Source organism: Pseudoalteromonas denitrificans DSM 6059 (assembly GCF_900112265.1).
Lineage (GTDB): Bacteria > Pseudomonadota > Gammaproteobacteria > Enterobacterales > Alteromonadaceae > Pseudoalteromonas > Pseudoalteromonas denitrificans.
This window is the reverse complement of record NZ_FOLO01000019.1, coordinates 15,963-42,652: the sequence shown is the minus strand read 5'-3', so window position 1 is coordinate 42,652 and position 26,690 is coordinate 15,963. Positions and strand designations below refer to the sequence as shown.

Here is a 26,690-nt window from a genome sequence, read left to right as displayed (position 1 = left end):
TATTTACATTGCTATTCATATTTAGGCTGAAATTGCTCTAATATGCACAAGTTAAAAATTTAAAACACAAAGGAATTGATGATAATGAAAACTCGAAATTCATTGAGCTTAGCTTTGCTCTCAGTAGCTGTGCTTGCAGGTTGTAATAGCACTGAAGAAAAAAGCAATGAGCAAAGCGTAAAAACTGTTGAAGCAGAAAATTCTGTATTTGCACCTATTGCTAAAAAGGTTGCCTATGAAATGAATATTCATGGTTCTAAGCGAGTTGATGATTATTATTGGATGCGTGATGATAAACGCGAAAATCCTGAAATATTAGCGCATTTAGCAGCAGAAAATAGCTATACAGATGCAATGCTAAAACACACTGAAAATTTGCAAGATGATTTATTTGAAGAGTTAAAATCCCGTATTCAAAAAGATGATGACTCAGTACCTGTAAAACGTGGAGATTTTTATTATTCATCTGAAATGCGTGGCGATAATGAATATCCAATTTATGTGCGTAGCAAAAATTTTAAAGGTGATGATAAAGAAGTTTTATTAGATGTTAATGCGCTTGCTAAAGCGCATGAATATTACCAAGTATCAGGTTTAAATATTAGCCCTAATGATAAGATCATGGCTTATGGTGAAGATACATTAAGCCGCCGTGTTTATACCTTACGTTTTAAAAACTTAAAGACTGGAGAGTTATTTTCTGATGAACTAAAAGGCACTGAAGGCAATGCTATTTGGGGGAATGACAATAAAACGGTTTATTACATTAAAAAAGATCTACAAACTTTATTAGGCTTTCAAGTATATCGTCATACATTAGGAACATCTCAAGATCGTGATGAATTAGTATATGAAGAAGAAAATAAGTCATATTATACTGGCATAAGTAAAAGCAAAGATGGCTCACATATATACATTCATCACAGCAGTCCTGAAGCATCCGGTATGTCATTAATTGATGCCAATAAGCACACAGCACAACCATTGCGCTTTGTGCCTAGAGAGCAGGGATTAGAATACAATGTATCTAAATTGGGAGAGTGGTATTACGTAAATACCAATTTAGATGCTGTTAATTTTAAATTAATGAAAGTGCATCAAAGTAAGTTAGGAAATAAGCAAAAATGGCAAGAAGTAATACCTCATAGGGAAGGGGTAAAGCTAGAAGGTGTTAGCTTGTTTAACCAGCACTTAGTTTATCAGGAACGAGAGCTAGGTATTAATACGGTTACAGTTCGTTCTTTAACTTCCGGAAAAGAACAAAAACTTAAATTTAAAGATAAAGCTTTTGCAGCCTATTTATATGGTAATAATGAGTTAGATAATGAAAATGTTCGTCTTTATTATACAAGTTTAACAACACCTGGTACCCACTATGACTTTAACTTAAAAAGTGGTGAACCACAGTTACTTAAACAACAAAAAGTACTTGGGGACTTTCACCCTGAAAACTACACATCGGAACGTATTTTTATTAAAGCGAGAGATGGTGAACAAGTACCAGTATCTTTAGTTTATCGTACTGATAAATTTAAAAAAGATGGTACAAACCCTCTTTATCAATACGGTTATGGTTCATACGGACATACAATTCAACCTAGCTTTTCAAGTGCTAGATTAAGTTTGTTAGATCGTGGTTTTGTTTATGCTATAGCGCATATTCGAGGTTCTCAAATGTTAGGTCGTCCTTGGTATAATCAAGGAAAAAAACTAACGAAACAAAATACATTTAATGACTTTGTTGATGTGACTAAATCTTTAACTGCCCAGGGTTATGGTAATAAGAAACAGGTCTTTGCTGTTGGAGGTAGTGCAGGTGGTTTGTTAATGGGAGCTGTGATTAATCAAGCCCCAGAGTTATATCAAGGAGTTGCTGCACATGTTCCATTTGTTGATGTAGTAACAACTATGCTTGATGAAACCATACCACTTACAACAAATGAATATGATGAGTGGGGTAATCCAAATGACAAATCATATTATGATTATATGTTATCTTATTCACCATATGATCAAGTTTCAAAGCAAGCATATCCTAATTTATTAGTTACGACGGGTTTGCATGACTCTCAGGTGCAATACTTTGAGCCTGCAAAATGGGTTGCTAAGTTAAGAGACTATAAAACAAATGATAATAAATTATTGTTTAAAGTTGATATGGAAGCGGGTCACGGTGGTGCATCAGGTCGCTTTAAAGGCCTTAAAGATCGTGCTTTAGAATATGCTTTTATTCTTGATTTAGCTGGTAAAAATAAGCTTTAACTTTTTCATTAAAATGTGTACATAAACATGAGGTAGGGAGTTTATCTCATGTTTATGTTATGAAGCAGGTGTGAATCGCTAAATTTGGCTAAGCTGCTTGCCTGATGCTAAATTCAAATAATGTTCCTTTGCCAAACTCACTGTGTACTTTTATATCTGAATTAAGTATTTGCAACAGACGTTTGCTAATTGCGAGCCCTAACCCACCGTGTTGCTTTTTATGCCCTACAGCATTGCTTGCTCGATATCTAGCATCAAAAATATAATTTATTTCTTCCGCTTTTATACCTGTTCCAGTATCACTTACTTGTATTACTAGTTTTGAATTTTTTGCAAAAACATTAATAATAATTTCGCCATTTTCTGGGGTGTGGCGTAAAGCATTTTCAATCAGGTTGCTGAGTACTCTCTCTAATTTTGCGATATCACATAATGTATTAAAATCACATACGGTAGGTTTTATGGTCAGCTTTACGTTTGCTTTTTGTGCTTTAAGGGTGAATTTTGCCACGATATCGTATATCAGTTCGCCCAAATTAAACATTTCATTATTGACTGAGACTCGACCACTTTCTAAATGTGCTAATTCAAAAATCTGATCTATTAAATGTTTAAGCTGCTTGCAGTTATTCAATGTGATTGTTAAATACTCTTGTTGCTGTTGCTCATCTAGCTTGGTATTTTGATGGTTTAGAATTTCTAAATACCCTTGTAGTGATGCAAGTGGTGTTCTTAAGTCATGAGATAAATGTGTTAGTAATTCCCGTCTTTGGCTGTCGTTTTGTTCTAATAAATTAATTTGCTGATGTATTAGCCTGACTATGACATTTAAACTATTGCCCAGTAAATGCACTTCATTAGATTGGTATTTTGGCCACTGGCTAAGCTGTACCTTACTTAAATCAAAATTAGCGGCTTGAATTTGAGATATTTCTTTGGCGAGTTTATTAATTGGGTTGGTAAAATATTTAAACAATAATAATAAAATTATAAATAGAAATATTAAGGCGGCAAATAACCAACTCGCTGTGATGAGTAGTGTATCATTGGATTTTATACGTGAAAAAACGGTATCGTATATTTCTCCGCCAATAATGACATAAAGATAACCTTGTAATTTTCCTCTATTTTTTATGCCATCTTGATCTTCATGACTATAAACGGGAGCAGCAGAGAATATTTTTAGCTTATTTAAATTTCTTGGATCATCACCGTAAATGGGCATATTTTCAGCATGCTCAATTAATTGTAAAACAGGGCTTAAGTTTATGCGTTTACGTTTTACTTTTCCGGGTTTTGCTGAGTAAGTTAAAATTTCTCCTGATGGGTCAACAAAATAAAACTCAAAGGCAGGGCCTAATAACATAAGAGTATGAAAGAGGTTTTCAAGTGCTTGATGATCATAAACTCCTTGTTGTAATAATGGGTTATCCTGCACTAAATGTTCTGCAAGATTTAAATGGAGTTTTTGTTCTGCCTGATTTTGCGATATATGATCTAATTGCTGACTCCATGAAAGTACTAAAGTACAAATTAAGCTAAAAATAATAAATAATGAAAATGCTAACTTTTGATATAAAGAAATTTTCATAATAAGACCTAGTGATGTATTAAACTGTTTGAGTTAAGTTTGTAACCTACACCCCATACAGTTTCTATGATGTGTGTATTACATGTTTGTTCTAATTTAGAACGTAAACGATTAATATGTGAGTTAACGGTATGTTCGTAACCGCTATGCTGATAACCCCAGACAGAATCTAATAATTGCGTACGTGAAAATACTTGATTTGGGTGTTTTGCAAAAAAATGAAGTAAATCAAATTCAGTAGAAGTTAGGCTGATAGTTTCATTGTCAAAATAGACTTCGTGACTTTGTAAATTGATTAATAACTTGCCCAAATATACAGATTTAATATCAGTTTTTGGGTTGTGCTTGTCTCTGAGTAAATGTACATGTCGCAATTGAGCTTTTACGCGAGCTTGTAATTCTCTTGTACTGAAAGGTTTGGTAATGTAATCATCTGCACCCATCTCTAACCCTAAAATTCTGTCCATTTCAGCACTCCTTGCTGTTAACATTAAAATACTTTGTTCAGGAGACTTGTCTTTAATTTTACGACATAAAGTTAAACCATCCATGCCTGGTAACATAATATCTAATAGTAATACTGAGTATGTGTGTTGTTGGATTGCTTTTAGAGCTAACTCTGCGGAAGTGACATGATCAACTTTGAGGGATAATTCAGCTAAATGAACTTGTAAAATTCCAGCGATATCATGATCATCTTCTACGACTAAGATCTTGTCTTGCATTGTTTCACCCAATAAAAAGGAGTGATGTCTATTTTTAGAATAGGCACCACTCAATAAATTTATTGTATCCGTGTGATTGAAACAGCCATTAAGGGATTATCAAATTTATGTTGATAATTTAACACTGAATTTGTTAAGCCATCATCATTACCTATAATGCCAGGATGCATACTTACAAAGTTAACATCTTCACGCTGGGCATTAAAACCTTCTCCCATGTCAGCAGGTCCTGGTATGGTACCTGCAGCTTCATTATTCGCTTCAGTACCAGAATCATAAGCATGGGTTTTAAAGTTGAGTTTAGCACCAATAGCTAACGCGGATACGTCTATAGCATTAAGACCGGAGAAGCCATCATTTGTATTCACCATCATAGAAATCAGACTTAATTTCATATCGGTTATATCTTGGGTGGAAAGAGTTAAAGTAACAGATTTACCGGGTACTAAAGGCGCAGTATCACTGATTGAAGTATCTATCATATCCATGGCTAATAAAGCTGTGTTATCACCTGACTCAGCTAACATTTCAAGTTCAGATGATGCTGCTTGCCCTAAGTTCCAAAAGTGACCTTGTTTATGAAGTGCAATACCTATGGGTGATAAAGGTTGACCATATGTTAGGTTATTAATTTTAACTTCAAAGCTAAATGTTGGCACTGGTACAGGTCCGGGTGCTGGCATCATGGTCATGTCATCATTGTTATTATCGTCACCACCACAGCCTAATAAAATCATTCCCAATAAAGGTAATAAAAGAGCTTTTTTATTTAACATGATAAGTCTCCTTATTTTACAGTAACGATTACTTTCGCAACTGGGTTTAACCATCTGTGAACGGTATTATTTAAATCACTTTTACCACCTGCCATATCATCGTCACCTAAAGAGCCTCGATGAATATGTACCATAGGATTTGCTTCGTCACTGGTAACAGAGCTGCCATTTGTGCCTGCACCCATACCAGGAGCCGCAGGTATGCCTAACATGCCTGGTGCACCGGAACCTTCTAGAATTAATTCGTTATTTGCTTCTGTTCCTGCGTCATATGCATTTAACAGTATGGTATAAGTACCTGCTTCAGTTGGAATTTTCCAGCTATCTAAGCCAACAAAACCATCATTAGTTGGTAACATCATGGCTGTAATTGATAGCATGGTATTGCCATCTGTGGTTTCTAACATTGTCATAGCTGATTGGCCTGGGGCCAATAATCCAGCTGCTGGGTTTTCAACTTTATTGGCTGAATAGGTATCTAACATACTAGATAAACCTGAAATGTTTCCGCCTTCAGCCATCATTTGTAATTCGGTTGAAGCAGTCATGCCTGATTCAAAAAGGTGGTTTGTGTCTGGATGAGCGGCAATCAGAATAGGAGTATAATAAATGCCTTGAGTGAGGTTTTTAATTTTTATATCTAAAGAAGCAGCTTGTGCATGCTGCATTCCTAAAGTGATTAAACCTAAAGCGGCAAATGCTGAGATCTTCATGTTGTTTTCCTTTTTATCTGTCGATGTCGTCTTGTTTAAAATAAGAATACAAAGCAAATATCAAGGAAGTGTCACCGAGTTGTCACATTTTTATCACAATTAGAGTGATTCTTTATCACAGATAATTTTTAATTACTCCCAAATAATACGATCTATAGTGTGTTGATCTTCCCCTATTAAAGCTTTTACTAGTTTGTTATTTTCATCTAATAGCAATAACCTAGGCAGACCTGTATTGGCAAATTGGTCATATATTGCTTTATCTGGATCTGATATCAAAGGAAATGATACTTGATATTCAAGTTTGAACTTTTTAAGAGATGTTACTGACTCTTCTTTACCTATACCAACTATTTGTAAATTTGGATCTGTGCTGAGTTTTGAGGCTAAAATATCACTTATAGTGCGCTGTGAATCGTGACACCAAGTCGCAAATAATAAAATGAGTTTTCGTTGTTTAGGTTTATTAAGTTGTATTGTTTTATTATTTATATCAATTAGGCTTTTAATTGGGAATGTTTGGCCTGCAGATATGTAAGTTTCACGTTTTGTTGTTTGTGAGTGTGTGATCCCAACACATGCTGAGAGCTGTGTGATTAAGAAAAGCATGAATAGCTTATTCATTGTATATCCTAATTTTTGTTATGATTGCTTTTTGTTTTTATAGATTAGCAATTTCATATTTAAATGATATATTTTTCATTATTTTTGACCTCGTTTATTGCTGCAACTTTATTTCCTGCTGCTTCAGAAGCTTTACTGGCAGCATTGGTGACTCAAGATTATGGCGTATTTTTGTTATGGATCAGTGCAACTCTAGGAAATACATTAGGAAGTTGTGTTAATTGGTGGTTGGGAAAAGAGAGTTTAAGATTTAAAGAGAAAAAGTGGTTCCCAGTATCAGATACCCAATTGAAAAAATCACAAATGTATTTTCAAAGATATGGGCTACTCACTCTACTATTTGCTTGGTTACCGATAGTGGGTGATCCTTTGACTTTGATCGCAGGTGTGATGCGGATCAGATTTGGGTTATTTTTAATTCTAGTGTTTTTGGGCAAGGGTATGCGATATGCGTTTGTGATTTGGCTTGCAACATCGATAGCCTAGTTTGCATGAATAAGTTTGCGCCTTCATGCTACTGTCAGGTTTATAGATTAGTCTTTTTGCCAAGTTAAGGTTAAAGAAACGGAATCTGCAAATCTAAGGGCGTGGGGCTTATCGACTCTGACTTTTGCAAAAGTAACAGATTCATGTTGATGAGTAACTTCTAAAATGTCAGCGACTAATTTTTCAAGCAGTAAAAAGTGTCCTTTTTCTACTAATTCAATGATAGCTTTGGTGATTACCTTGTAATTAAGTGCTTTATCTACTTGGTCGTATTGGCAGGCAAGTTCGGCAGGGTAATGCACTTCAACATTAATCACGACATCTTGTTTTTTGCTTTTCTCATCGGGATTGAAACCAATATAAGTTCGTAATCTGAGGTTTGTGACATTAATAATTGCAGCTTGCATTTTCTTCCCTATAAAAGCGATTTAAGGTGGGTAACCACCTTAAATTAAACAATATTTAGCTTTTTAGCAACTGTAAAAATTCATTTCGTGTTTTAGCATCTTCTCTGAAGTTTCCTAACATCACAGATGTACGCATTTTTGAATTTTGTTTTTCAACGCCACGCATCATCATGCACATATGTTGGGCTTCTACAATAACGCCTACGCCTTTAGCACCTGTAACTTCTTCAACTGCTTTGGCAATTTGGTGAGTCATTTGCTCTTGAATTTGAAAACGGCGGGCAAACATATCAACAATACGGGCAAATTTAGATAAACCTAAAACTTTGCCATTAGGAATATAAGCAATATGACAGCGGCCAACAAATGGTAATAAATGATGTTCACACATAGAGTAAAGCTCAATGTCTTGGATCATCACCATATCATCGGCATCAGAAGTAAATACTGCATTATTCGTAATGCCTTCTAAGGTTTGATTATAACCTTGTGTTAGGTATGACATTGCTTTGGCGGCACGTTTAGGTGTATCTAATAAGCCTTCTCGCGCTGGATCTTCACCAACACTTTTAATGATCTGTTGATAACTATTTTCTAATTCTTCATGCATAATAAGCTCGACTTTTTTACTTCAGATGACGTCCGCCATCTACTTGAATTGTGCGACCAGTAATATAGCTGCTACTTAGCAACATATCTAGACAATTGAGTATTTCTTTACTGCCAGGTTCTATTTCCATTAAGGATTTTTTTAATGTTTTAGCTTTGTATTCTTCGTCGTCATTTTGATTAAAAATAATCAAAGAGGGCGCAATCGCGTTCACCTTAACTTGTGGTGCAAGTTTGCTGGCAAAAGATTTTGTCATATTATCTAAAGCAGCTTTACTTGCCGCATAAGCAATATGCTTAGGGCTTCCTGTTTCAACGACATAATCTGTTAAATGAACAATATCGGTTTTATCTGGGGTGACTGTTAATAATTTGCTACATGCTAAATTAATTAAGTAAGGCACTTTGGCATGAATACGCATCATATCATCAAATAAAGATGCAAAATCCGGGTTGTTTTTTTCACAATCCCAACTTGAAGCATTATGAATGATTCCGCGAAGGCATGATGTATGTTGTTTTATTTGATTAATAAAATGATCAATGCTTGCATTATCAATAAAATTTGCCTGAATACAAATCGCACCTAGGCTTTCTAACTCTTGTATTTCTGCATGCTGAGTTCGATAACTTAAAATAAGATCATGGCCTTGACGTAATAAATGATGGGCAATTGCAAGCCCTATTCTTTGTCCTGCGCCTGTGATTAAAATAGGTGATGTCATTATTTAAAGTATGGTTGCCGATTTAGCTAAAAATTAGTGCCGTAATTATAAACTAAGATCTACAAATTAATAAACACTTAGGGTAATTAGACAAGAATTATTCATTTTAAAGCTTATTTATACGTGTCAATTTGATTATAAACTCCGCATAATGATAGTGCTATTCAGTTAATGTGATTGTTATGCCACATAAAAATAATAAAAATATACTATTCATAAAGTTAATCCCTTTATGCTTTCCCATTTTTGTATGTGCTATTTGGTTTTATAGTCAGGGGCCTGATGCAGCGTTAGCAAATTTTACAGAGCAGTTTAATATTGCATTAACTATGGTTTTTGGTTCTTTTGTTGCGGGAGGTACAGCCTTAGGTGGAGGTGCCATTGCGTTTCCTGTGATGACTAAGATTTTACAAATAGAACCCCAAACAGCTAAGGTTTTTTCATTAGGGATCCAAAGTTTTGGTATGACAGCAGCAGCATTAACCATTATATATAGCAGAATTAGCTATTATAAAATTATTGTGTTTCTTGCGCTACTAGGGGCAATACCAGGTGTAATTCTGAGTTTGACCTTAATAGCCGATTTTATTCCAAGATTAGCAGTAAAGTCGATTTTTAGTTTATTATTATTTTGTTTTGCGATTACCTTAATTAAACAGCACTTTACGAAAAAAAATGCGCGTACAAGTACAGCTTGGAAACATAAACTTTTAATTCCTTTGGTTGGTTTTATCGGAGGGATAACAAGTGGTTTAATAGGCTCAGGTGCCGACATAGCTATTTTTGCTTTATTGGTTTTGTTTTATAAAAAGGATTTAAAAGCTTCAACTGCAACGTCCGTGATCATTATGGCCGTGACCTCTTTGATTGCGTCTGTATTTAATTTTTATTATTTGGATGCATTTAATAATCAAATCAATGAATATGTTTTAGCTGCAATACCTGTTGTGGTAATAGGGGCGCCATTAGGAGCCTATGTATGTACCAAGGTGCATAATTATGTTTTGATGATTTTTTTGCTATGTTTAATTAGTCTTGAAGTTAGCTTTACATTATACGAAGTATTAACGGTTGTTTAGCACAATTCAACTCTGTTTCTGCCATTTTCTTTTGCTTTATAAAGGGCTGAGTCTGCTTTTTCTACAAATGTATCAGGAGTTTCATTAAAATACTCTGCAACACCAAAAGAAGCGGTAATATTATGTAAATTTTTACCCGATTTATTATCTTTAATAATAATACGTTCTATATCAAGTCTAATTTTCTCCGCATATCCAGATGCCTCATTCATATTATTTGCTTGCGATAATATGCAGAACTCTTCGCCACCAAAACGATAAGGAGTATTGAGTTGATTTGAATTTTTCAATAGCTTGTCGGCAACGGCTTCTAGTACTTTATCTCCTTTCTTATGACCAAAATTATCATTAAAAAGTTTGAAGTGATCTATGTCTACAAATGTTAAAAATAGCTTTAGTTTAGAGCTATTGTTATCGCATAATAACTGTATATCTGAATCAAAAGTGCCTCTATTAAGTAACCCTGTGAGAGCATCTGTTGTGGCAGCTTGTTGAGTGTGAGCGAGTTCGTCTTGTAATCTGGAAATTTCTTGATACGCGGTGCTTAATTTATCTTGAAACTTTTCAGCACTGCTTTGCATTGCTTTAGATTCTTCAGACAATTTGGTGACTAAATTTAGAATGTCAGTACTAGATGCACCATCTTGTTGCATTTTATCTAAATCTTGATTGCATTCATTTAATGCCGCAGAAAAATCTTTTGTATTATCTAAGGTTAAGTCAACATCTTGTTGAAAGTGAGATACAAGCTCTGAAATAGTTGTTGTAATTTCATCATATAGTTCAAGATCTTTATCCGATAAAAACTCTTCGAATAATTCTCTAGACAGGGTTGGAGGACAAGTACCAAATTGCTTTAAGGCTTTATTTAACTTTTCGTTTAATTTCGGATGATTACCAGAAACATAGGTATACCAAAGAGCATAATTAGAAGGTGTTACTGCGATATTATATTTTACCATCAAAGGTACTGCTTTACGTAAACACTCAGCAGAATGGGTCATTGTATTATTATTTACATTTATACTCATAATCACTTTGATATTTTGATTTTATATAGAGAACATAAAGGACTAAGCATTTAGTTATTATGTTGTGTATTGTTCAGTGTAGTAAAGGATATATAACTTGGGTAATGAAGATTTGATTTTTCTTAAATGAAATTTTTCCCAGCTAATTAAACTTATTTTTTAATTAGTTGGGAAGAGTGGATGTTTTTAATCGTATATAGTTGGAATAGGCTGGCGTTTATGTTGTGTTCGTTGATAAATCGCAATAAGTTTTTCTTCAATTTCCTTATCAACTGATTTTCCCTCTAGGAAATCATCAATTTGATTATAACTCATGCCGAGTGCATCTTCATCGGCAAGACCTGGTTTATCACATTCAAGATCAGCTGTAGGGACTTTGTTTACAAGTAAATCAGGAGCGCCTAATGTAAGTGCAAGTAAGCGAACTTGACGTTTAGATAAACCAAATAGCGGTGCTAAATCACAGGCACCGTCACCAAACTTAGTGTAAAAACCAGTGATATTTTCAGCGCTATGGTCTGTGCCTACGACTAAACCGCCGGTGAGCCCAGCTATTTCATATTGGGCAGCCATTCGCTGGCGTGCTTTTACATTGCCTTTTACAAAGTCTATCGCTGTTTCATTTGGCTGTTGTAAACCTGCTTTAGTTAAAGCTTCAAGCGCTTCATTATGAATGCCATCGGCACCGTCTTTAATATTTACCGTGACGCAGCTAGAAGGTTTAATAAAGTCTATTGCTAATTGTGCTTCGTCTTCATCGGCTTGAATACCATAAGGTAGGCGCATAGCAATGAACTGATATTGATCTGTGAATTTCTCAGCATTAAGTTCATCAATGGCTAATTGGCATAAACGACCACATGTTGAAGAATCTACACCACCGCTGATCCCTAAAACTAAAGACTTTGTATTTGATTGAAGTAATTTTGTTTTGATGAAGTCAGTACGGCGTTTGATCTCAAAATCGGCATTTATATTTGGTTGAACGCGCATTTCTTTAATAATAGTGTGCGTAAGAGATAACGCAGTATTCTCAGCTAAATCTGTAACCGGTTCATCGGTTAATAAATTAGCATATCTATGATCTCGTTTACCAACTTCTTTAGCTAATTTAGCAATATGTCCTTTTTCTTGTAATTTATCTAAGCTTTGCTCTATTTGTTGTATATCATTAAAGGTTGCTAAGCGACTTGTTCTTGTTTTTAATTCTCCAATACTTTGTGCTCCGCGCAATAAAGTAATGCAAATAATCGCTTTTTCTTGCTCTGTAAATTGCAATGAGCCAAAAGCTGTATTACAAAAGCGGTGACGATATTTACTTACGCGGCCTGATACGCCTTCATCTATCATGACAAGTCTTTGTTCTGTTAGTTCATTTAAAGTGTGTTGTACTTCACCTTCAGATAAAGACATGACAGGTTCGCGGCTAGATTTTTGATTACATGCATTAGTTAGAGAATTTAAAGAAAGTGGATATTGATCTGGTGTTGTGACTTCTTTTTCTAGCATACAGCCGATCACTCTGGCTTGAATTGTTGAGAGTTTTATTTCCATTGCTAAATTCTCTAGTTAATTAAGGCTGGGCTGAGTTTAACGTAATAAATCAAGCGGGAAAAGAAGAGTAAAGACAAAAGCGGCCTGATTTTAATTCATTTATTATCGTTATTGAATTAATTGCAAAAGAAGGCCTATATTGAAGAAGAAAGTAAGTTACAGTTATTTTAGTTAAATAAAGTTGAGCTTGTTAGTTTTTTCTGGTAAGAAAAGAGTATTTTTAGTTTCGTTTTTTGTTCATAAATTTTTCATCTGTAACGGCTGTTTTTTTGTGGTAGTGCCGTTAGAATTAAGTTTATAAAAATAATATAGGTGATATCAAATGCTTAAAAAGTTAAAAATATCGATTTTGGGGTTAGGTATTTTAGGCTTATTTCTCACTGCTTTAGTGTATGGACTGCTGAGTTTAAGTTTGCCGTCATTATCCGGAAAAACGAGTAGTAAAGGCATAAATTCCAAGGTTAGTATTGAGCGAGATAAGCTGGGTATCGCAATTATCAACGCTGATAACCGCCAAGATGCAGCTTATGGGTTAGGTTATGCCCATGGGCAGGACAGATTTTTTCAAATGGACTTGTTAAGGCGAAATGCAGCTGGAGAATTATCTGAGTTGTTTGGTAAGGCGGCTATCCCAGTTGATAAAAAGCATCGGTTTCATCAATTTAGAAAACGTGCCGAAAAAGCATTTTCACTCATGCCTGAGAAAAATAAAAAATTACTAAAAAGTTATGCTTTGGGTGTTAATGAAGCTGTTGCGCAAATTCAATATCCCAGTTTTGAATATATGTTATCTGGTGCAAAAGTGAAGCCTTGGCTACCTGTAGATAGCTTATTGGTTATTTATACTATGTATCTTGATTTACAAACAAATACTTTTAAGCGTGATTTAACATTAACACAAGTTGAAAAAGAGTTCGGAACAGATATGTTGGCTTTTATTACGCAGCCAAGTGAATATCAAGTCGCTCTCGATGGTAGCAAATTACCTGAATATACACTTTCAATACCTGATATACCTAAACAAAAAACAATTAATATGAGTTATCACAAAATAACTGAGCCTTTGGATATAGGCAGTAATAATTGGGCTGTTACTGGGGCACTGACAAAAACAGGGCATGGTATGTTATCTGATGATATGCATTTATCATTACGCGTACCTGTAATTTGGTATCGTGCGCAATTAAATTACAATGAAAATAATGATAATCGTCAGATCAACGGCGTTTCTTTACCTGGCACACCTGCTATCGTTGTTGGTACAAATAGTCATATAGCATGGGGGTTTACGAATGGTTATTTAGATACTGCAGATTGGTATAAATTAAGTGAACAAGATGAGACATATTTTATTACACAAGACATAAAATTACCCCAAGGCAGTGAGCCTTATATATTGGAAATGAGTGATTATGGTCCCGTAAAAATTCTTGATGGTGAAAAGTATGCGTTAACTTGGGTTGCTCACCAAGAATATGCGGTAGATATGGAGTTAATGAATTTAGAAGGCGCTAAAACGGTAAAGCAAGCACTCGATATAGCAACAACTATCGGTATTCCAGTACAAAATATGTTGGTTGTTGATAGACATGGCGATGCGGCTTGGAAACCTGCGGGAGCTGTTCCTGGGCGTTTAAAGCCAATGCAAACTGCTGGGATGTCAGAACAGTATTCGGCGAGTTGGTCTATTGATGAAATACAATTACCTCAGGTTTTGAATCCTGAAAATAATAGGTTGTGGACAGCAAACGCTCGAGTCATATCTACTGAACAATTAAAGAGGTTTGGTAATGGTGCTTATGCAATGGGAGCAAGGGCACAGCAAATAAAAATGCGATTATTTGAAAAAAGTCAGTTTTCAGAATCTGACTTCTATAAAATTCAGCTAGATAATCAAGCATTGTTTTTGAAATCTTGGCATAAATTATTAACAAAAGTATTGTCTGCTGAACCAACAAAATATAAAGAAGACCTTAAGCTGCTATCGCAATGGGGCGAATGTGCATGCAGTGATTCCGCTGGGTATACCTTAGTGAGACACTATAGAGCTGCACTTATAGATGAAATTTTTGCCCCAATAGAAAATGCATTAATTAAGCATGATTTGAGTTTGGCTCCTGTTAAAAGGGATTTAGAGCCAGGTGTTTGGCAGTTAATATCACAATTTCCAGACTCTTGGTTAACTGAAAAACATGCTTCTTGGCCACAAATGATGATCAATACATATCAAGATATGCGCAAAAACTTACTGAACGAATATGGTGCCAACGAGAGGGATTCTTTACATGCATTGGCTTGGGGTAAAGTGAATGCTTTAAAGTTGCAACATCCTTTTAGCAAGCAGATGCCATTTTTATCATCTTTGTTAGATATGCCTACAGCTTCCGGTTTTGGTGATAGTTTTATGCCTGCAGTACAAAAGAGTGGTTTTGGTGCATCCCAGAGGTTCTTTGTGCAACCTGGTTTAGAAGAAAATGCGATATTAACCATTCCTGGTGGACAATCTGGTCATCCACTTTCACCATTTTACCGTGCAGGGTTTGATGATTATATCAAAGAGCTAAATACGCCATTATTACCAGGTGAAGTAATTCATCGTATTGAAATTAGCCCTAATCAGTAGAATGTAAATTAACTTAAAATCTATATAAGTTGTTTTTTACAGCCGAAATAGTCTTTAACTCGGCTGTTAAAATAATTTATTTTGTGCTCTTTTCATCTGATCCGGATTTAAATTTTAAAGTTTTAAGGTGTATAAATTTCTTAAATCTTAAGAAATCAATAGGATGATTACATAATTGATAGAGATTGCTAAGGGGTTGTATTGACAAGGGATGTTATTTGGATGCTTTAACTTTATAAACATCCAAACTTATAAACAGATAAAGAAAGGTTAATTATGCCATTTTATTATTGTTGCTAAGGTATGACTCTCTCCTGGTGACAAGGTGATAGTGTCTTCTTTTACATTTGCAGCTTCTAAACATAGCATTTTTTGATATTCGTCATCGCTGAAATTACTTAAACGTTTTGATTTTTCTATCCAAGGATTCCATAAAACACAGGAAGTTGAATTTTCTCTTGTGACATTAATCGTACCATCTTGCGTAATGATGTTTTGAATTTGAGAGGCGTTGTTATAAACCATATCAGTTTCTCGCTCAAAGCTTACGATATCATTTTGTTTAAAAGGCCCTTGGCCAAACTCTATGTATTGCGCTCCTTGTAGACCATCAACGTGAGTACTTTTAATATCTGGAGTTGGAAAGTAAGTATGTAATGCTTGCGTAAAAGATATTTCAGCATTACCTAAGTTGGTGTTTGTAAGATAGACACTTAAACTAGTTGATAATCGAAAAGTCACTTTTAGCGCTGTTTTGTGCGGCCAGTAATTTTTGTCAATCTGGTTCATAGGTAATGAAAGAATAATTTCAATATAGTCATCTAATTCATTAACTTCTTCAGCACGCCAAATTTGTGTTCTGGCAACGCCATGAATTGGCCAGCCTTGTTTTTCATGTAAACCAAACCATGGCCAACAAATTGGAATGCCACCTCTAATGCTTTTGCCTTCACTATAGTCTTCATCTTGAGAAACCCAAATTAAAGGTTTTTGATTTTTAGGGATGAACTGAGTTATTTGTGCTCCTTGTAAAAATATCTTAGCACCACAGAGATTGGAATTTATGGATATATACTCTAAACCTGTTTCAGTTTGTTGAATGCTAACGGAAGGAGAAAGTTTCATAAAATCCCTTAAAGGCTAATGTTAAATGCTTAGCTACCATACCTAAAATGTTGGGTAAGTAAATTTATTTATTCTCAAGTACAATAAATAAAATGATGTTTTTAAAATTTTGTTTACGTATTATCACCTTTGAAATTACATGATTTTTTTGTTTTTAATCTTATTTTGAGTGGCATTAGTGAGAAAGAAGGTAACTCTATGAAGGGCAACAAATGTTAGATTTAAATACTGTTTTTTATACCAGCATTAGTGTCACTGTGCTTATGAGCTTCCTTAATTTTTTAACTTGGCGGGCTAATAAATCAATACCAGGTACTTTACTTTATGTTTTTTACCCTGTTGTTATATTTGTTGCTTTATCATGTTTCTTTATTCTGAAGTCTTTACCTTCAGGGGTGAGCCTTGGATCTGGTATATGCACAAGTATGCTTTTTATCGCCTCTTTATTACAAGCGTATGCCTTATGTAAATTTCTTGATTTTAAGCATATTTCTTTTAATATTTTTATTGCTGTCACGACATGGTTAATTATTGCATTTTGGTGGTTTCTTTATGGTGATGTTAATCTCCATAATCGCATTCTTATCGTTGACCTTCATCGTATTATAGAAGCATTATTTTTAAGTTACTTGTTTATTAAAATTGGTTTAAACACATACCCAAATGGTAGTTATATTTATTTATGTAATTCTGCTTTATTGTTGGCTGTTTTTTCATTAAGAGCATTTTTATTATTTGATGTTAATAGTAACGAAATCACACAAAACCTATTTTTTAGTTTACCTATTTTTATGGCCGGTATCTTATCTCCAATGTTAATTGCAACGGGTATAGCGGTTTTATGTAATGAAAGGCGTGCTTTACACTTAAAAAACATGACTGAAAAAGCGCAAAAAGATTCAGAGCTAAGGGGGCTATTTTTATCTACTATGAGTCATGAAATTAGAACGCCGCTTAATGGTATTTTAGGCAGTGCACAATTGGTTATGAATCAATCAAATGACCCAAGAGATAAACCTTATTGTGAAGCCATTATAAATTCGGCTGAGTCGCTAAACTTATTGATAGATAAAGTATTAGATTACGCAAGTTTAGACCAAAGTACAGGGCCTCTATACGAAGAAGATATAGAACTTAAGCCTTGGTTAGAAAATTTATGTTTATTATTAAGCCCATTAGCAGAGCAAAAAAATATCAAATTTGAATTGAATTTTAATTTACCTGATCAAGCTTGTTATTACTGTGATCAGCAAAAGATAAGACAAGTATTAATAAATTTAGTGGGTAATGCCATTAAGTTTACCGATAGAGGTAAAATTAAAATTCAAGTTGATTTAATAGGTTCGACAGCTTTAGAGCACAGTTTACGTTTTGCTGTTGAAGATACTGGGCCTGGCATTGAAAATGATGAGATAGAATATTTAACTGAACCTTATGTACAAAGTTCGGCAGGAAAAATCAAAGGGGGGACTGGGTTAGGTTTAGCTATTAGTAGCCGCATCCTTGATAAATTAAAAAGTCAGTTAAATATTAGCAGTGAATTGGGTAAAGGCAGTATTTTTAGTTTTGATATTACTTTAGGTTTAGGTGAATTAAGTTTAGTGGAGCAACGCCATCAATCCTCAGAGTACTTAACTGGGTTGAATATTTTATTGGTTGAAGATTTACCGCTTAATCAAAAGATAGCAATTGAGTTCATGGCAATGGATGAGCATAAAGTAAAACTGGCTGATAATGGGCAATCGGCAATTGATATGATGCAAAAACATCAATTTGACTTAGTATTGCTTGATATGAATTTACCCGACTTTAATGGCCCTGAAGTACTTAAAAAGTTAAAACTGCTTAAGCATAAAAATCAGAGAACTCCAATATTGGCATTTACTGCGAGTTTAAGCCCAGATGAAATTAAAGAATATTTATCATTGGGTATTAAAGATATTGTAGGTAAACCGATAAAGCTAGAAAAATTAAGGCAAGCCTTACTAAACTCTCAAAATACACAAGCGCCTTCATTAGTTACTGAATTAACACCTGTTTTATATGATGAAACTGCGGCCAAGACACTCGAGAACTCTTTTACCGAAGATGAACTGTCATCTATTTATAATGAGTTTGTATTATCTGCAAGGAGCAAGTTAAATCGATGCCAGGAGTTGTTGAATACTGATACAGAGCAAAGTATCAAAATTATACATAGACAAGCTAGTACTGCGTTACAGCTCGGGTTTAATTTATATGGCATGGCACTAAAAAAAGTAGAAAGAAAGTTATTAGATAAAAAACCGACAGAAACAGAATTTGAACATATTAGTGAGCTATGGCAGGAAAGTTTGGTTGGATATTTGGCATATGTTAAAGGTAGTCTTTAGCGGTAGATAAGTTAATGTTACTATTTTTAATAGGTTAGTTATGTTTTAAAAATAAATTTATATAAATGGAGTTTCAAAAGTGAAAAAAGTATTAATAGCGGTCGCTGCAATCGCAGCTGCAGGCACTGCGTATCTATATAATAAACAAGATAGCAGTGTGTCTAATGTGCAATCATTAGAGTCACCTGCTTTATCATATGTTCCGGCTGAAACTTTGTTCTTCTCAGGGCAGTTAAAACCTTTCCCACTTAAAAAATATATAACATTATTTTCAAAAAATGAAGCAAATCACCAGCAACTAGACTCTATCGTAACTGAGCTTTCTACAGGGGAGCATTCAGGTCAAAAGTTTCTTGTTAGTTTACTGGAAACTTATAGAGATACGATAAACTCACCTGATTTATTAATGCAAAACTATGGTGTAGAAGATAGCTTTAGTAGCTTATTTTATACTGTTGGTTTGTTACCTGTCATGCGCTATGAAATTAGTAAACCTGAAGCGCTATGGGCTATGTTAGATAAAGCACAAAAAGCATCGGGCATTAAAGTAAAAGTGAATACAAGCTCTGGGATCGAATATAAAAGTTATACATTATATGAAGAAGATAATCAGGTCATTGAGTTAACAGCAGCAGTTAATAATGGCTGGGCAACAGTCACATTTAATACTCCGGTTAACGATCAAAAGCAGCTGGAATTAGCCTTAGCGATTAATAAGCCTGAGAGTTCTTTAGAAAATACACACTTATTGAACAAGATGGTCACAAAATATGGTTTTGATTCTGCTTATTTAGGGTTTTTTAATCATGTCGCACTGGTTAATGGTTTAACAAATAAAGATAATAATCAATTTAGTCAAATGTTTAATAAAATGTTGACACTGGCTAATACTAAAACGGATACAAATACATTAGATGTATTTCGTGATAAAGCATGTCAGGATGATTTATCTACAATAGTTAATAATTGGCCTAGAACCGTTTTTGGCACCAAAGCGTTTAATGTATCTCAGTCATCACTTAATCTTAAAGCGTCGATGATCATTGAAAGTGAAAATACAGAGCTAATGCAGGTATTATCCGGGTTACGAGGCTTTTTACCTGAGCATTTACATTCAGCAAAAGATAAAATAATGAGTTTTGGTTTAGGCCTTGATGTTGCCAAGGTTACGCCTGTATTAACAACGTTGTGGAACGATTTTACACAAACAAAATATCAGTGTACTCCTTTAGTAGAAATGCAAGCTGAAGTGGCTAAAAATAGCCCTATGATGACTGCTATGGTGACTGGCATGGCTACAGATGTTAAAGGGTTGAGTGTGTCTTTGTTTGATTTTGAACTGAGTACTGAAAATAATAAACCTGAATTAAAAACGCTTGATGCATTAATGACTTTTTCAGTTAAAAACCCGATCTCATTTTTTAATAGTATTAAAGCATTTTATCCTCCATTTTCAAATTTGAAATTAGAAGCTGATGGTACATCTGTTGCCTTAAATGAATATCTTCCTATATTAACTGAGTTTGGTGTTAATTTAGAACTCGCAGTTAAAGGCGACAATATTGTACTGTTGAGTGGCAATAAAGCACTAGAAGTAAGTCAGAGCTTGATCAAACAGTCACTCGTTAATAATGGTGTAAATAGTTTCAGTTTAGATTATAAAAAGTTTTTCACTCCTTTATTTGATGTTGCCGCTATGGCTGGTCAAGAGCTTCCTTCTGAATTAGAGAGTTTAAAAAATACAGATATGAGAATTCATTTTTTAATGGATTACACCAATAACGGTATCGAATTTAACAGTACTATGGATAGCGAAGTAAACTAAAATCTCATTCATATTATGTAATTAGTATTCTGTTTGACTCCTGCTTAATGAAAGTTTTAAGTGAAGGCGTTTAACAGGGACCAATTAGTTTATTAAATTGCCGAAGTGCGAGCTTCGGCTTTTTCATACCTATTTTTTTGGTACTAAAATTGCTTTATATTCATATCTAGTCTACACGTCAAAAAATAAGCACATGTCAGTTAATCAAGTAAATGGGTATAGTCAATCAAATGATTTTTCTAATAACTCCGTAAAAAATCAAAAAACCACCCAGTCTCAGGGTGTTGGTGCTAATAAAAATAATGAAGATCAAAAAGCAGTCGCATCAGCTGGTGGTGATATTATTTTGTCATCTCGTTCACAGAAGTTGGCTGCCATTACGAGTGAATTTTTCTCGGGTAAAGATTTAACGCAACTGGATGTAAATAAATTAGTTGAGCGTGTTTATGAGTATGGTTTAATTGATAATAATCAGTATTCAAAGTTTAATGCTGGTGTAAGTAATAGGCCAGAAAGTGAGCAAGGCAAAAGTCAAAAGCTATCTTCTTTTTTAACTGACTTTTCAAAGTCAGAAGCTGCTGAATCACTTGATGAAAGTTTAACGTCGAGTTTAGGTAATGCACAATACATTTTAAAAAACGTAAATCGTGCTAAAGAAGATGAAAATTTTAATAAAATATTAGACCAAACAATGAAAGAATTTGATAAATATTTAACTTCAGAAGAGTTTAAGCAGTTATCTGAATCAGATCAACAGAGCTTTAACAGTGTTTCCAATGCTTTAAATATTGTTGATCAGATAAGCCCAAAACATTTGAACAACAAACAACTTAATAGTTATTTAGCGATTGCGAAAATGTAATTTTTTATTCATTAAACCTTTGATATTTAACTAACTTGATTTAAATACAAATTATTTGTAAATCAATGGTATGCTTTTGGCGTGAAATTTGTCTTGATTGGCTCAATTCAAAAAGACTAGTTTGAATATATTAATCAAAATGTTTTCTAAGGAATTATAATGCTGAAGTCATTGGTCCCTCTTTGTGTTACTTTATTTTTATCTGGCTGTGTTGTTCATATTTCTCCCAATGTTGCTGATATTTCGGAGCAACAAACTTTGCTTTTAAATGCACAAGGCTTGACGCAATTAGTTGCCAATACTGGATCGGGCGATTTGAAATTAATAGGTATTGATGGGGTTTCACAAATAAGAATTAAAGCCGATATAACAACATATAACCATAATAAACCTTACACACTTACATTAGAAAGACAGGGTCAAAAAGCTAACCTTATAGCAAAACATGATTCAATAGTTGGTTTTTATAATGGTAACGCTCCTCGTATAGATTTAATTATTGAAATACCTACCAAGCTTAATTTAAGTCTAAATGATGGATCTGGTGATGTTGAAATTCATAACTTAGATGCTGATATTACCATAGATGATGGTTCTGGTAATTTAACCTTAGATAGCGGTAGAAATGTCAGGATTGAAGATGGTTCAGGTAATATGGTATTAAATAATATTACGGGTGATATTAAAGTAGAAGATGGCTCTGGTAATTTGAGCATTCTAGGTGGCCTTAATTTAGATATTGATGATGGTTCTGGAGATTTATCGATTCAGCAAGCTAAAGGAAACTTAATCGTTAATGATGAGTCTGGAAATGTATCAATTATGGATATTCAAGGTAGTGCGACTATAGAAGATGGATCTGGTGATTTAGAAATATACAATGTAGGTGGTTTTGTCGCTATCACTGATGGCTCAGGTAATTTAACGGTTAATGAGACTAAAGGTGACGTGAGCATTGATGATGGTTCTGGTAATTTGAGTGTTAATCAAATTAAAGGCTTAGTGACTATTACTGATGGCTCTGGAGATATTGTAGTAGTGAATACCTTGGGGCTGATCATTAAAGAAAGTGGTTCCGGAGAAGTGAAGGTAAAAAATGTAATAGGCACTCTAGAAATAGACTAAATCAAGTTTCTAAAGTTATTTGTAATGGCGTATAAAATACGTCTTTTTTATGCTTGTCTAATAAGTCACTTAAAGTTAGAGTCGTCAAAATTTTATAGGGTTTATTATTTTGAATTCACAGTCTAGCTTGTCTTTTATTTTCCTAGCTATTATTTCTGCTATTTGCATGGGCACTATTGGTGTTTTAGCAAAGTTTGCTGTTTTTCCTGCTGAACATATTACCTTTTACCGATTGTTTTTAGGGGCAATATGCCTTTTACTTTATATGCTAAGCACCGAAAAAAAAAGTCAAATATTACATAAGCCAAGTAAGCGCACCATTACTAACGGTATTATGTTAGCGAGTTTTATGGTGTGCTACATTCAAGCCATGAGTTATACAAGTATGGCAAACGCAGTCATGTTGATATATTTGGCTCCTTTGCTTTGTGCTGTTATCGCTCATTTTATATTTTCAGAAAAATTAACAATATTTAATTTATTTACAATTGCTTTAGCACTTATTGGCTTTGCGATGATGATGCAATTTTCATTATCAATTCCAGGCTCAAAAAATGAGTCTTTAGGAATTTTGTATGGTGTTTTATCTTTATTTTCATATAGTGCTTTTATGTTAATTAACCGTAAACCGAGTAACTCTACACCTTATCAAAGTACATTAGTTCAACTGCTGAGCGGTGCGCTATGTATGTTACCATTTTTGATCCTATCTCCTGAAACACCTTCTATTACTCAAAGCTTTTGGCTGCTCGCAATAGGTATTATTCCTGGTTTTATTGCGATTTTATGTGCTGTTAAAGCGTTACGGAACTTACCTTCAGTAACTTTTGGTACTGTTGCTTATATTGAGCCTGTTGCTGTAGTTTGTTTTGCGTGGTGGCTATTTGATGAAACTTTAAATTTCATGCAATTAATTGGGTGTTGTTTGATTATTGGAGCTGGTATTGTGCAAGGAATATTAAGCCAAAAAAGAGTTGTTGGTTGATTTAAAAGTAAGCAATATAAATATTTTAGTTAAGCATCCGTTTTCTTTTTACCTCTAAGGTTTATCTCACTTTCGTTTTTAAAAAATGAAAGTGAGAAAAAAATTAAGTTTATTCAGCTTCAAAAAGGTTGTCAGCGCTATTATCGTAAGTAAAAGCACCTAAAAAAGTTAGGTATTCGTCTTTTGCGACACTGGTTGTTTTTACACTGTATTCATTTTCGAATAATAAAACGACCCAACTGACATTTTCTAATTTTTTTTGTTTTGCTTTGCTCATTAAATTTACAATGTAAGATGTTGAAAATGAACATGCTCCGACAGCTTGTTTAATATCAATTAAACCTTCCATTGTACCATTGGTTTCCATATTTTCAGGATTGAAATAGCATAGTTTAAAATTTTCAGACCAGACATTAACTGCTCTTGTATTTTTACGGCTAAAAGTTTCTTCAAAATATGCTTCAGGAATATCTTGATAAGGGTACTGTGAGGCCCATATTGAGACTTTCTTTTTTTTCGTAAAATCATGGCCTTTATTAGTCGGCTTCGTTTTCATTTAAATAACCTAAGTCGTTTAGTTTAATAATATATATTTTACGCTTTTATATTATTAATACCAATCAGGATAAATTATAGAAATAAAAAACGCGGCAAATGCCGCGTTTAGATCATGAAACAAAAAAGAATGAGCTTTATAAGTTAAATTCCATCACCATCTGTATGTAGGCCACATTCGCGACTTAAACCGAAAAATCGAGTTTCTTCTTCCGTCATTCCCGGTTCTAACTTACGTGTAGTATGTACGTCACCCATAGAAACATAACCTTTCTCCCATAATGGGTGGTAAGGTAAGTCATGCTTAGTTAAATATTGATAAACATCACGATTATTCCAATCTATGATGGGGTGAAATTTAACCGTACCACGGCTAATCTCAACAATATTTTTATTCGCGCGTGTTGAAGATTGATCGCGTCTTAAACCACTAAACCAAGTACCAGCCTGTAAATCTTGTAAAGCACGATTCATAGGCTCTACTTTGTTCATATTGTTATATTGCTTAATACCTTCAACATCTTGCTCCCACAGTTTGCCATATTTGGCTTCTTGCCATGCAGGACTATGCGCAGAGCGATATACTTTTAAATTTAAGTCGAGGCGTTCAGTTAAGTGATCAATAAACTGATAAGTCTCAGGAAATAAATAACCTGTATCAGTTAAAACGACAGGTATATCTGTTTTTTGTGATGTCATTAAGTGCAACATTACAGCCGCTTGAATGCCAAAGCTCGATGACAAAAATTGCGTATTTGGTAAATTTTCAATCGCCCAAGCAACACGCTGCTCAGCAGTTAGCTCAGTAAGTTGCTCATTAACTTTCGCTAATAATGCTACTTGCTGGTCATTATCCATTGCTAAAATGTTTTTAAATTCGCTCATAATTCCACCTGATATTTTAAGGTGGCATCCACCTTAATATCATTATTTTTTTAACTGTGAAAATCAGTTTTACTGATTTTCACTTCTTGCACTATGCCGGCACGGATCACAAAATCACCAAAACATTCGCCTTCATTGCGCTCCGTTGCCCAGCGACCAATTAAATTATCTAATTCAGGTAAGAAAATATCTTCACTCACATTTTCTTTGTAAAGCTTTGGTACGCGAGTACCAATACGATTACCACCCAAATGCATGTTGTATTTACCGGGACCTTTGCCAACTAAGCCAACTTCGGCCAACATTGCACGGCCACAGCCGTTAGGACAACCAATAACACGTAAAATAATGTTGTCATCGGCAATTCCGTGTTTCGTTAATAAACCTTCAACCTTTTCTACTAAGCTCGGTAAATAACGTTCTGATTCTGCCATTGCTAATGGACAAGTTGGTAATGCAACACATGCCATTGAATTTTTTTGCTGATTACTATGGCTATCATCAATTAAGCCATGCTCACGAGCCAGTTTTTCAATTGCTGATTTCTGTTCTGTTGGTACACCGGCAATAATTAAATTTTGGTTCGCTGTCATGCGAAAATCACCTTGGTGAATTTTCGCAATTTCACGACACCCAGTTTTTAATGTTTTACCTGGGTAATCTAAAATACGGCCGCTTTGAATGAATAGTGCTAAATGATGTTTACCATCAATGCCTTCAACCCAACCTATATTGTCACCACGAGTCGTAAATTCATATGGACGACTTGTTTCAAATTTAACACCCGCACGGCTTTCAACTTCTTCTCTAAATGCATTTACACCAACACGATCTAAGGTGTATTTCGTTTTTGCATTTTTACGATTTGAGCGGTTACCCCAGTCACGCTGAACAGATACAACATGTTCTGCAATCGCTAAAGTATGTTCTACAGGAATAAAGCCAAAATCATCCGCTTTACGAGGATAAGTTGCAGTATCACCGTGAGTCATGGCTAAACCGCCACCCACTAATACGTTAAAACCAACTAATTTACCGTTTTCACTGATTGCAATAAAGTTTAAATCGTTAGCGTGTACGTCCACATCATTGTTAGGTGGTATTACAACGGTCGTTTTAAATTTACGTGGTAAATAGTTTGAACCTAAAATAGGCTCTTCAGTCGTTTCTGACTTCTCACCGTCTAACCAGATTTCAGCATAAGCACGAGTACGAGGTAATAAGTGCTCTGAAATTTTTGTTGCCCACTCGTAAGCTTCTTGATGTAACTCAGATTCAATTGGGTTAGTAGTACACAGAACATTACGGTTAACATCACCAGCGGTTGCAATAGAGTCGATGCCAACGCTATCTAACATTTGATGCATGCCTTTAATATTTGGCTTTAAAACACCGTGAAACTGAAATGTTTGACGTGTTGTTAAACGAATGCTGCCATACATGGTTTTTTCTTCAGCAAATTTATCGATTGCTAGCCATTGGTCTGGGTTAATGATGCCGCCTGGCATACGAGCACGTAACATGACGTTATGTAAAGGTTCTAGTTTTTGTTTTGCACGTTCACCACGAATATCGCGATCATCTTGCTGATACATACCGTGAAAACGAATTAACTGGAAGTTATCAGCAGTGAAACCACCTGTAATTTCGTCTTGTAAATCTGCTTCTATTGTTCCACGTAAAAAATTACTTTCTCTTTTAAGGCGTTCGTTATCAGAAAGCTTTACGGTTTTATCTTGCTCGCTCATGTT

At 34.5% G+C, this 26,690-nt stretch carries 23 protein-coding genes and 1 pseudogene; 9 read left to right on the top strand and 15 right to left on the bottom strand.

Features of this window, described 5'->3' with window-relative positions; genetic code table 11:
* The first annotated feature begins 84 nt into the window (after window positions 1-84).
* Window positions 85-2,262: a S9 family peptidase gene (locus BM088_RS13080; protein WP_091984557.1), complete on the top strand. Its 2,178-nt coding sequence runs from the start codon at window positions 85-87 to the stop codon at window positions 2,260-2,262.
* Between the two features lie 88 nt (window positions 2,263-2,350).
* Here the strand turns inward: BM088_RS13080 and BM088_RS13075 are convergent, their stop codons facing one another.
* The 5 genes from BM088_RS13075 to BM088_RS13055 form a co-directional block, all read right to left on the bottom strand.
* Window positions 2,351-3,853 carry a sensor histidine kinase gene (locus tag BM088_RS13075; RefSeq protein WP_091984554.1) on the bottom strand — a complete coding sequence of 501 codons (1,503 nt, stop codon included), beginning with the start codon at window positions 3,851-3,853 and terminating at the stop codon, window positions 2,351-2,353.
* Window positions 3,854-3,861: 8 nt separating this feature from the next.
* Entirely contained in the window at window positions 3,862-4,578 is a 717-nt protein-coding gene (locus BM088_RS13070) for a response regulator transcription factor (protein ID WP_091984551.1), read from the bottom strand.
* A gap of 59 nt (window positions 4,579-4,637) precedes the next feature.
* Window positions 4,638-5,354, bottom strand: coding sequence for a spondin domain-containing protein (locus tag BM088_RS13065; RefSeq protein ID WP_091984549.1), 717 nt, complete (start codon window positions 5,352-5,354; stop codon window positions 4,638-4,640).
* 11 nt (window positions 5,355-5,365) lie between these two features.
* The gene (locus BM088_RS13060) at window positions 5,366-6,067 is read right to left on the bottom strand and encodes a spondin domain-containing protein (RefSeq protein ID WP_091984546.1); all 702 of its coding nucleotides are present in this window, start codon (window positions 6,065-6,067) and stop codon (window positions 5,366-5,368) included.
* A gap of 132 nt (window positions 6,068-6,199) precedes the next feature.
* Entirely contained in the window at window positions 6,200-6,691 is a 492-nt protein-coding gene (locus BM088_RS13055; RefSeq protein WP_091984543.1) for a TlpA family protein disulfide reductase, read from the bottom strand.
* Between the two features lie 63 nt (window positions 6,692-6,754).
* Here BM088_RS13055 and BM088_RS13050 point away from each other — a divergent pair, with 63 nt between their 5' ends.
* Window positions 6,755-7,177: a YqaA family protein gene (locus BM088_RS13050; protein ID WP_091984540.1), complete on the top strand. Its 423-nt coding sequence runs from the start codon at window positions 6,755-6,757 to the stop codon at window positions 7,175-7,177.
* 47 nt (window positions 7,178-7,224) lie between these two features.
* Here BM088_RS13050 and folX read toward each other — a convergent pair whose 3' ends face one another.
* Genes folX through folM form a run of 3 tightly spaced genes read right to left on the bottom strand, consistent with a single transcriptional unit; the run spans window position 7,225 to window position 8,918 of the window.
* Window positions 7,225-7,584 (bottom strand): dihydroneopterin triphosphate 2'-epimerase, encoded by a 360-nt coding sequence (gene folX / locus BM088_RS13045; RefSeq protein WP_091984538.1) that lies wholly within the window; start codon window positions 7,582-7,584, stop codon window positions 7,225-7,227.
* A gap of 55 nt (window positions 7,585-7,639) precedes the next feature.
* Window positions 7,640-8,194, bottom strand: a complete 555-nt coding sequence (gene folE, locus BM088_RS13040) for a GTP cyclohydrolase I FolE (RefSeq protein WP_091984535.1) — start codon at window positions 8,192-8,194, stop codon at window positions 7,640-7,642.
* Window positions 8,195-8,210: 16 nt separating this feature from the next.
* A complete protein-coding gene (gene folM / locus BM088_RS13035; protein ID WP_091984532.1) occupies window positions 8,211-8,918 on the bottom strand; it encodes a dihydromonapterin reductase in 708 nt (235 codons plus the stop codon).
* 182 nt (window positions 8,919-9,100) lie between these two features.
* Here folM and BM088_RS13030 point away from each other — a divergent pair, with 182 nt between their 5' ends.
* Window positions 9,101-9,997 (top strand): sulfite exporter TauE/SafE family protein, encoded by an 897-nt coding sequence (locus BM088_RS13030; RefSeq protein ID WP_091984530.1) that lies wholly within the window; start codon window positions 9,101-9,103, stop codon window positions 9,995-9,997.
* Here the strand turns inward: BM088_RS13030 and BM088_RS13025 are convergent.
* The 3 genes and pseudogenes from BM088_RS13025 to BM088_RS27570 form a co-directional block, all read right to left on the bottom strand.
* Window positions 9,994-11,028 carry a GGDEF domain-containing protein gene (locus tag BM088_RS13025; protein WP_091984527.1) on the bottom strand — a complete coding sequence of 345 codons (1,035 nt, stop codon included), beginning with the start codon at window positions 11,026-11,028 and terminating at the stop codon, window positions 9,994-9,996. The genes BM088_RS13030 and BM088_RS13025 overlap by 4 nt on opposite strands.
* Window positions 11,029-11,214: 186 nt before the next feature.
* Entirely contained in the window at window positions 11,215-12,021 is an 807-nt protein-coding gene (gene nadE / locus BM088_RS27575; RefSeq protein ID WP_218156521.1) for an ammonia-dependent NAD(+) synthetase, read from the bottom strand.
* 108 nt (window positions 12,022-12,129) lie between these two features.
* Window positions 12,130-12,582, bottom strand: a pseudogene (locus tag BM088_RS27570) (YceH family protein); the annotation flags it as partial.
* Window positions 12,583-12,904: 322 nt separating this feature from the next.
* Between BM088_RS27570 and BM088_RS13015 the strand changes: the two are divergent.
* Window positions 12,905-15,205, top strand: a complete 2,301-nt coding sequence (locus tag BM088_RS13015) for a penicillin acylase family protein (RefSeq protein WP_091984521.1) — start codon at window positions 12,905-12,907, stop codon at window positions 15,203-15,205.
* Between the two features lie 270 nt (window positions 15,206-15,475).
* Here the strand turns inward: BM088_RS13015 and BM088_RS13010 are convergent, their stop codons facing one another.
* Window positions 15,476-16,330 carry a D-hexose-6-phosphate mutarotase gene (locus tag BM088_RS13010; RefSeq protein WP_091984519.1) on the bottom strand — a complete coding sequence of 285 codons (855 nt, stop codon included), beginning with the start codon at window positions 16,328-16,330 and terminating at the stop codon, window positions 15,476-15,478.
* 212 nt (window positions 16,331-16,542) lie between these two features.
* On the opposite strand from BM088_RS13010, the gene BM088_RS13005 reads away from it, so the two are divergent.
* From BM088_RS13005 to BM088_RS12985, 5 genes are all read left to right on the top strand, one after another.
* Entirely contained in the window at window positions 16,543-18,702 is a 2,160-nt protein-coding gene (locus BM088_RS13005; protein WP_091984516.1) for a response regulator, read from the top strand.
* Window positions 18,703-18,781: 79 nt separating this feature from the next.
* Window positions 18,782-20,527 carry a hypothetical protein gene (locus tag BM088_RS13000; RefSeq protein ID WP_091984514.1) on the top strand — a complete coding sequence of 582 codons (1,746 nt, stop codon included), beginning with the start codon at window positions 18,782-18,784 and terminating at the stop codon, window positions 20,525-20,527.
* A 193-nt stretch (window positions 20,528-20,720) separates the two neighbouring features.
* Window positions 20,721-21,389, top strand: a complete 669-nt coding sequence (locus BM088_RS12995) for a hypothetical protein (RefSeq protein WP_091984511.1) — start codon at window positions 20,721-20,723, stop codon at window positions 21,387-21,389.
* 159 nt (window positions 21,390-21,548) lie between these two features.
* On the top strand, window positions 21,549-22,514 hold the full coding sequence (locus BM088_RS12990; protein ID WP_091984508.1) for a DUF4097 family beta strand repeat-containing protein: 966 nt from the start codon (window positions 21,549-21,551) through the stop codon (window positions 22,512-22,514).
* A gap of 109 nt (window positions 22,515-22,623) precedes the next feature.
* Complete coding sequence (locus tag BM088_RS12985) at window positions 22,624-23,499, top strand: DMT family transporter (RefSeq protein WP_245763820.1); 876 nt, start codon at window positions 22,624-22,626, stop codon at window positions 23,497-23,499.
* Between the two features lie 109 nt (window positions 23,500-23,608).
* Here the strand turns inward: BM088_RS12985 and BM088_RS12980 are convergent, their stop codons facing one another.
* The 3 genes from BM088_RS12980 to cysI form a co-directional block, all read right to left on the bottom strand.
* Window positions 23,609-24,055 (bottom strand): immunity 22 family protein, encoded by a 447-nt coding sequence (locus BM088_RS12980; protein ID WP_091984503.1) that lies wholly within the window; start codon window positions 24,053-24,055, stop codon window positions 23,609-23,611.
* Window positions 24,056-24,198: 143 nt separating this feature from the next.
* Window positions 24,199-24,939, bottom strand: coding sequence for a phosphoadenylyl-sulfate reductase (locus tag BM088_RS12975; RefSeq protein ID WP_091984501.1), 741 nt, complete (start codon window positions 24,937-24,939; stop codon window positions 24,199-24,201).
* 50 nt (window positions 24,940-24,989) lie between these two features.
* On the bottom strand, window positions 24,990-26,687 hold the full coding sequence (gene cysI, locus BM088_RS12970) for an assimilatory sulfite reductase (NADPH) hemoprotein subunit (protein WP_091984498.1): 1,698 nt from the start codon (window positions 26,685-26,687) through the stop codon (window positions 24,990-24,992).
* Window positions 26,688-26,690 lie beyond the last annotated feature (3 nt).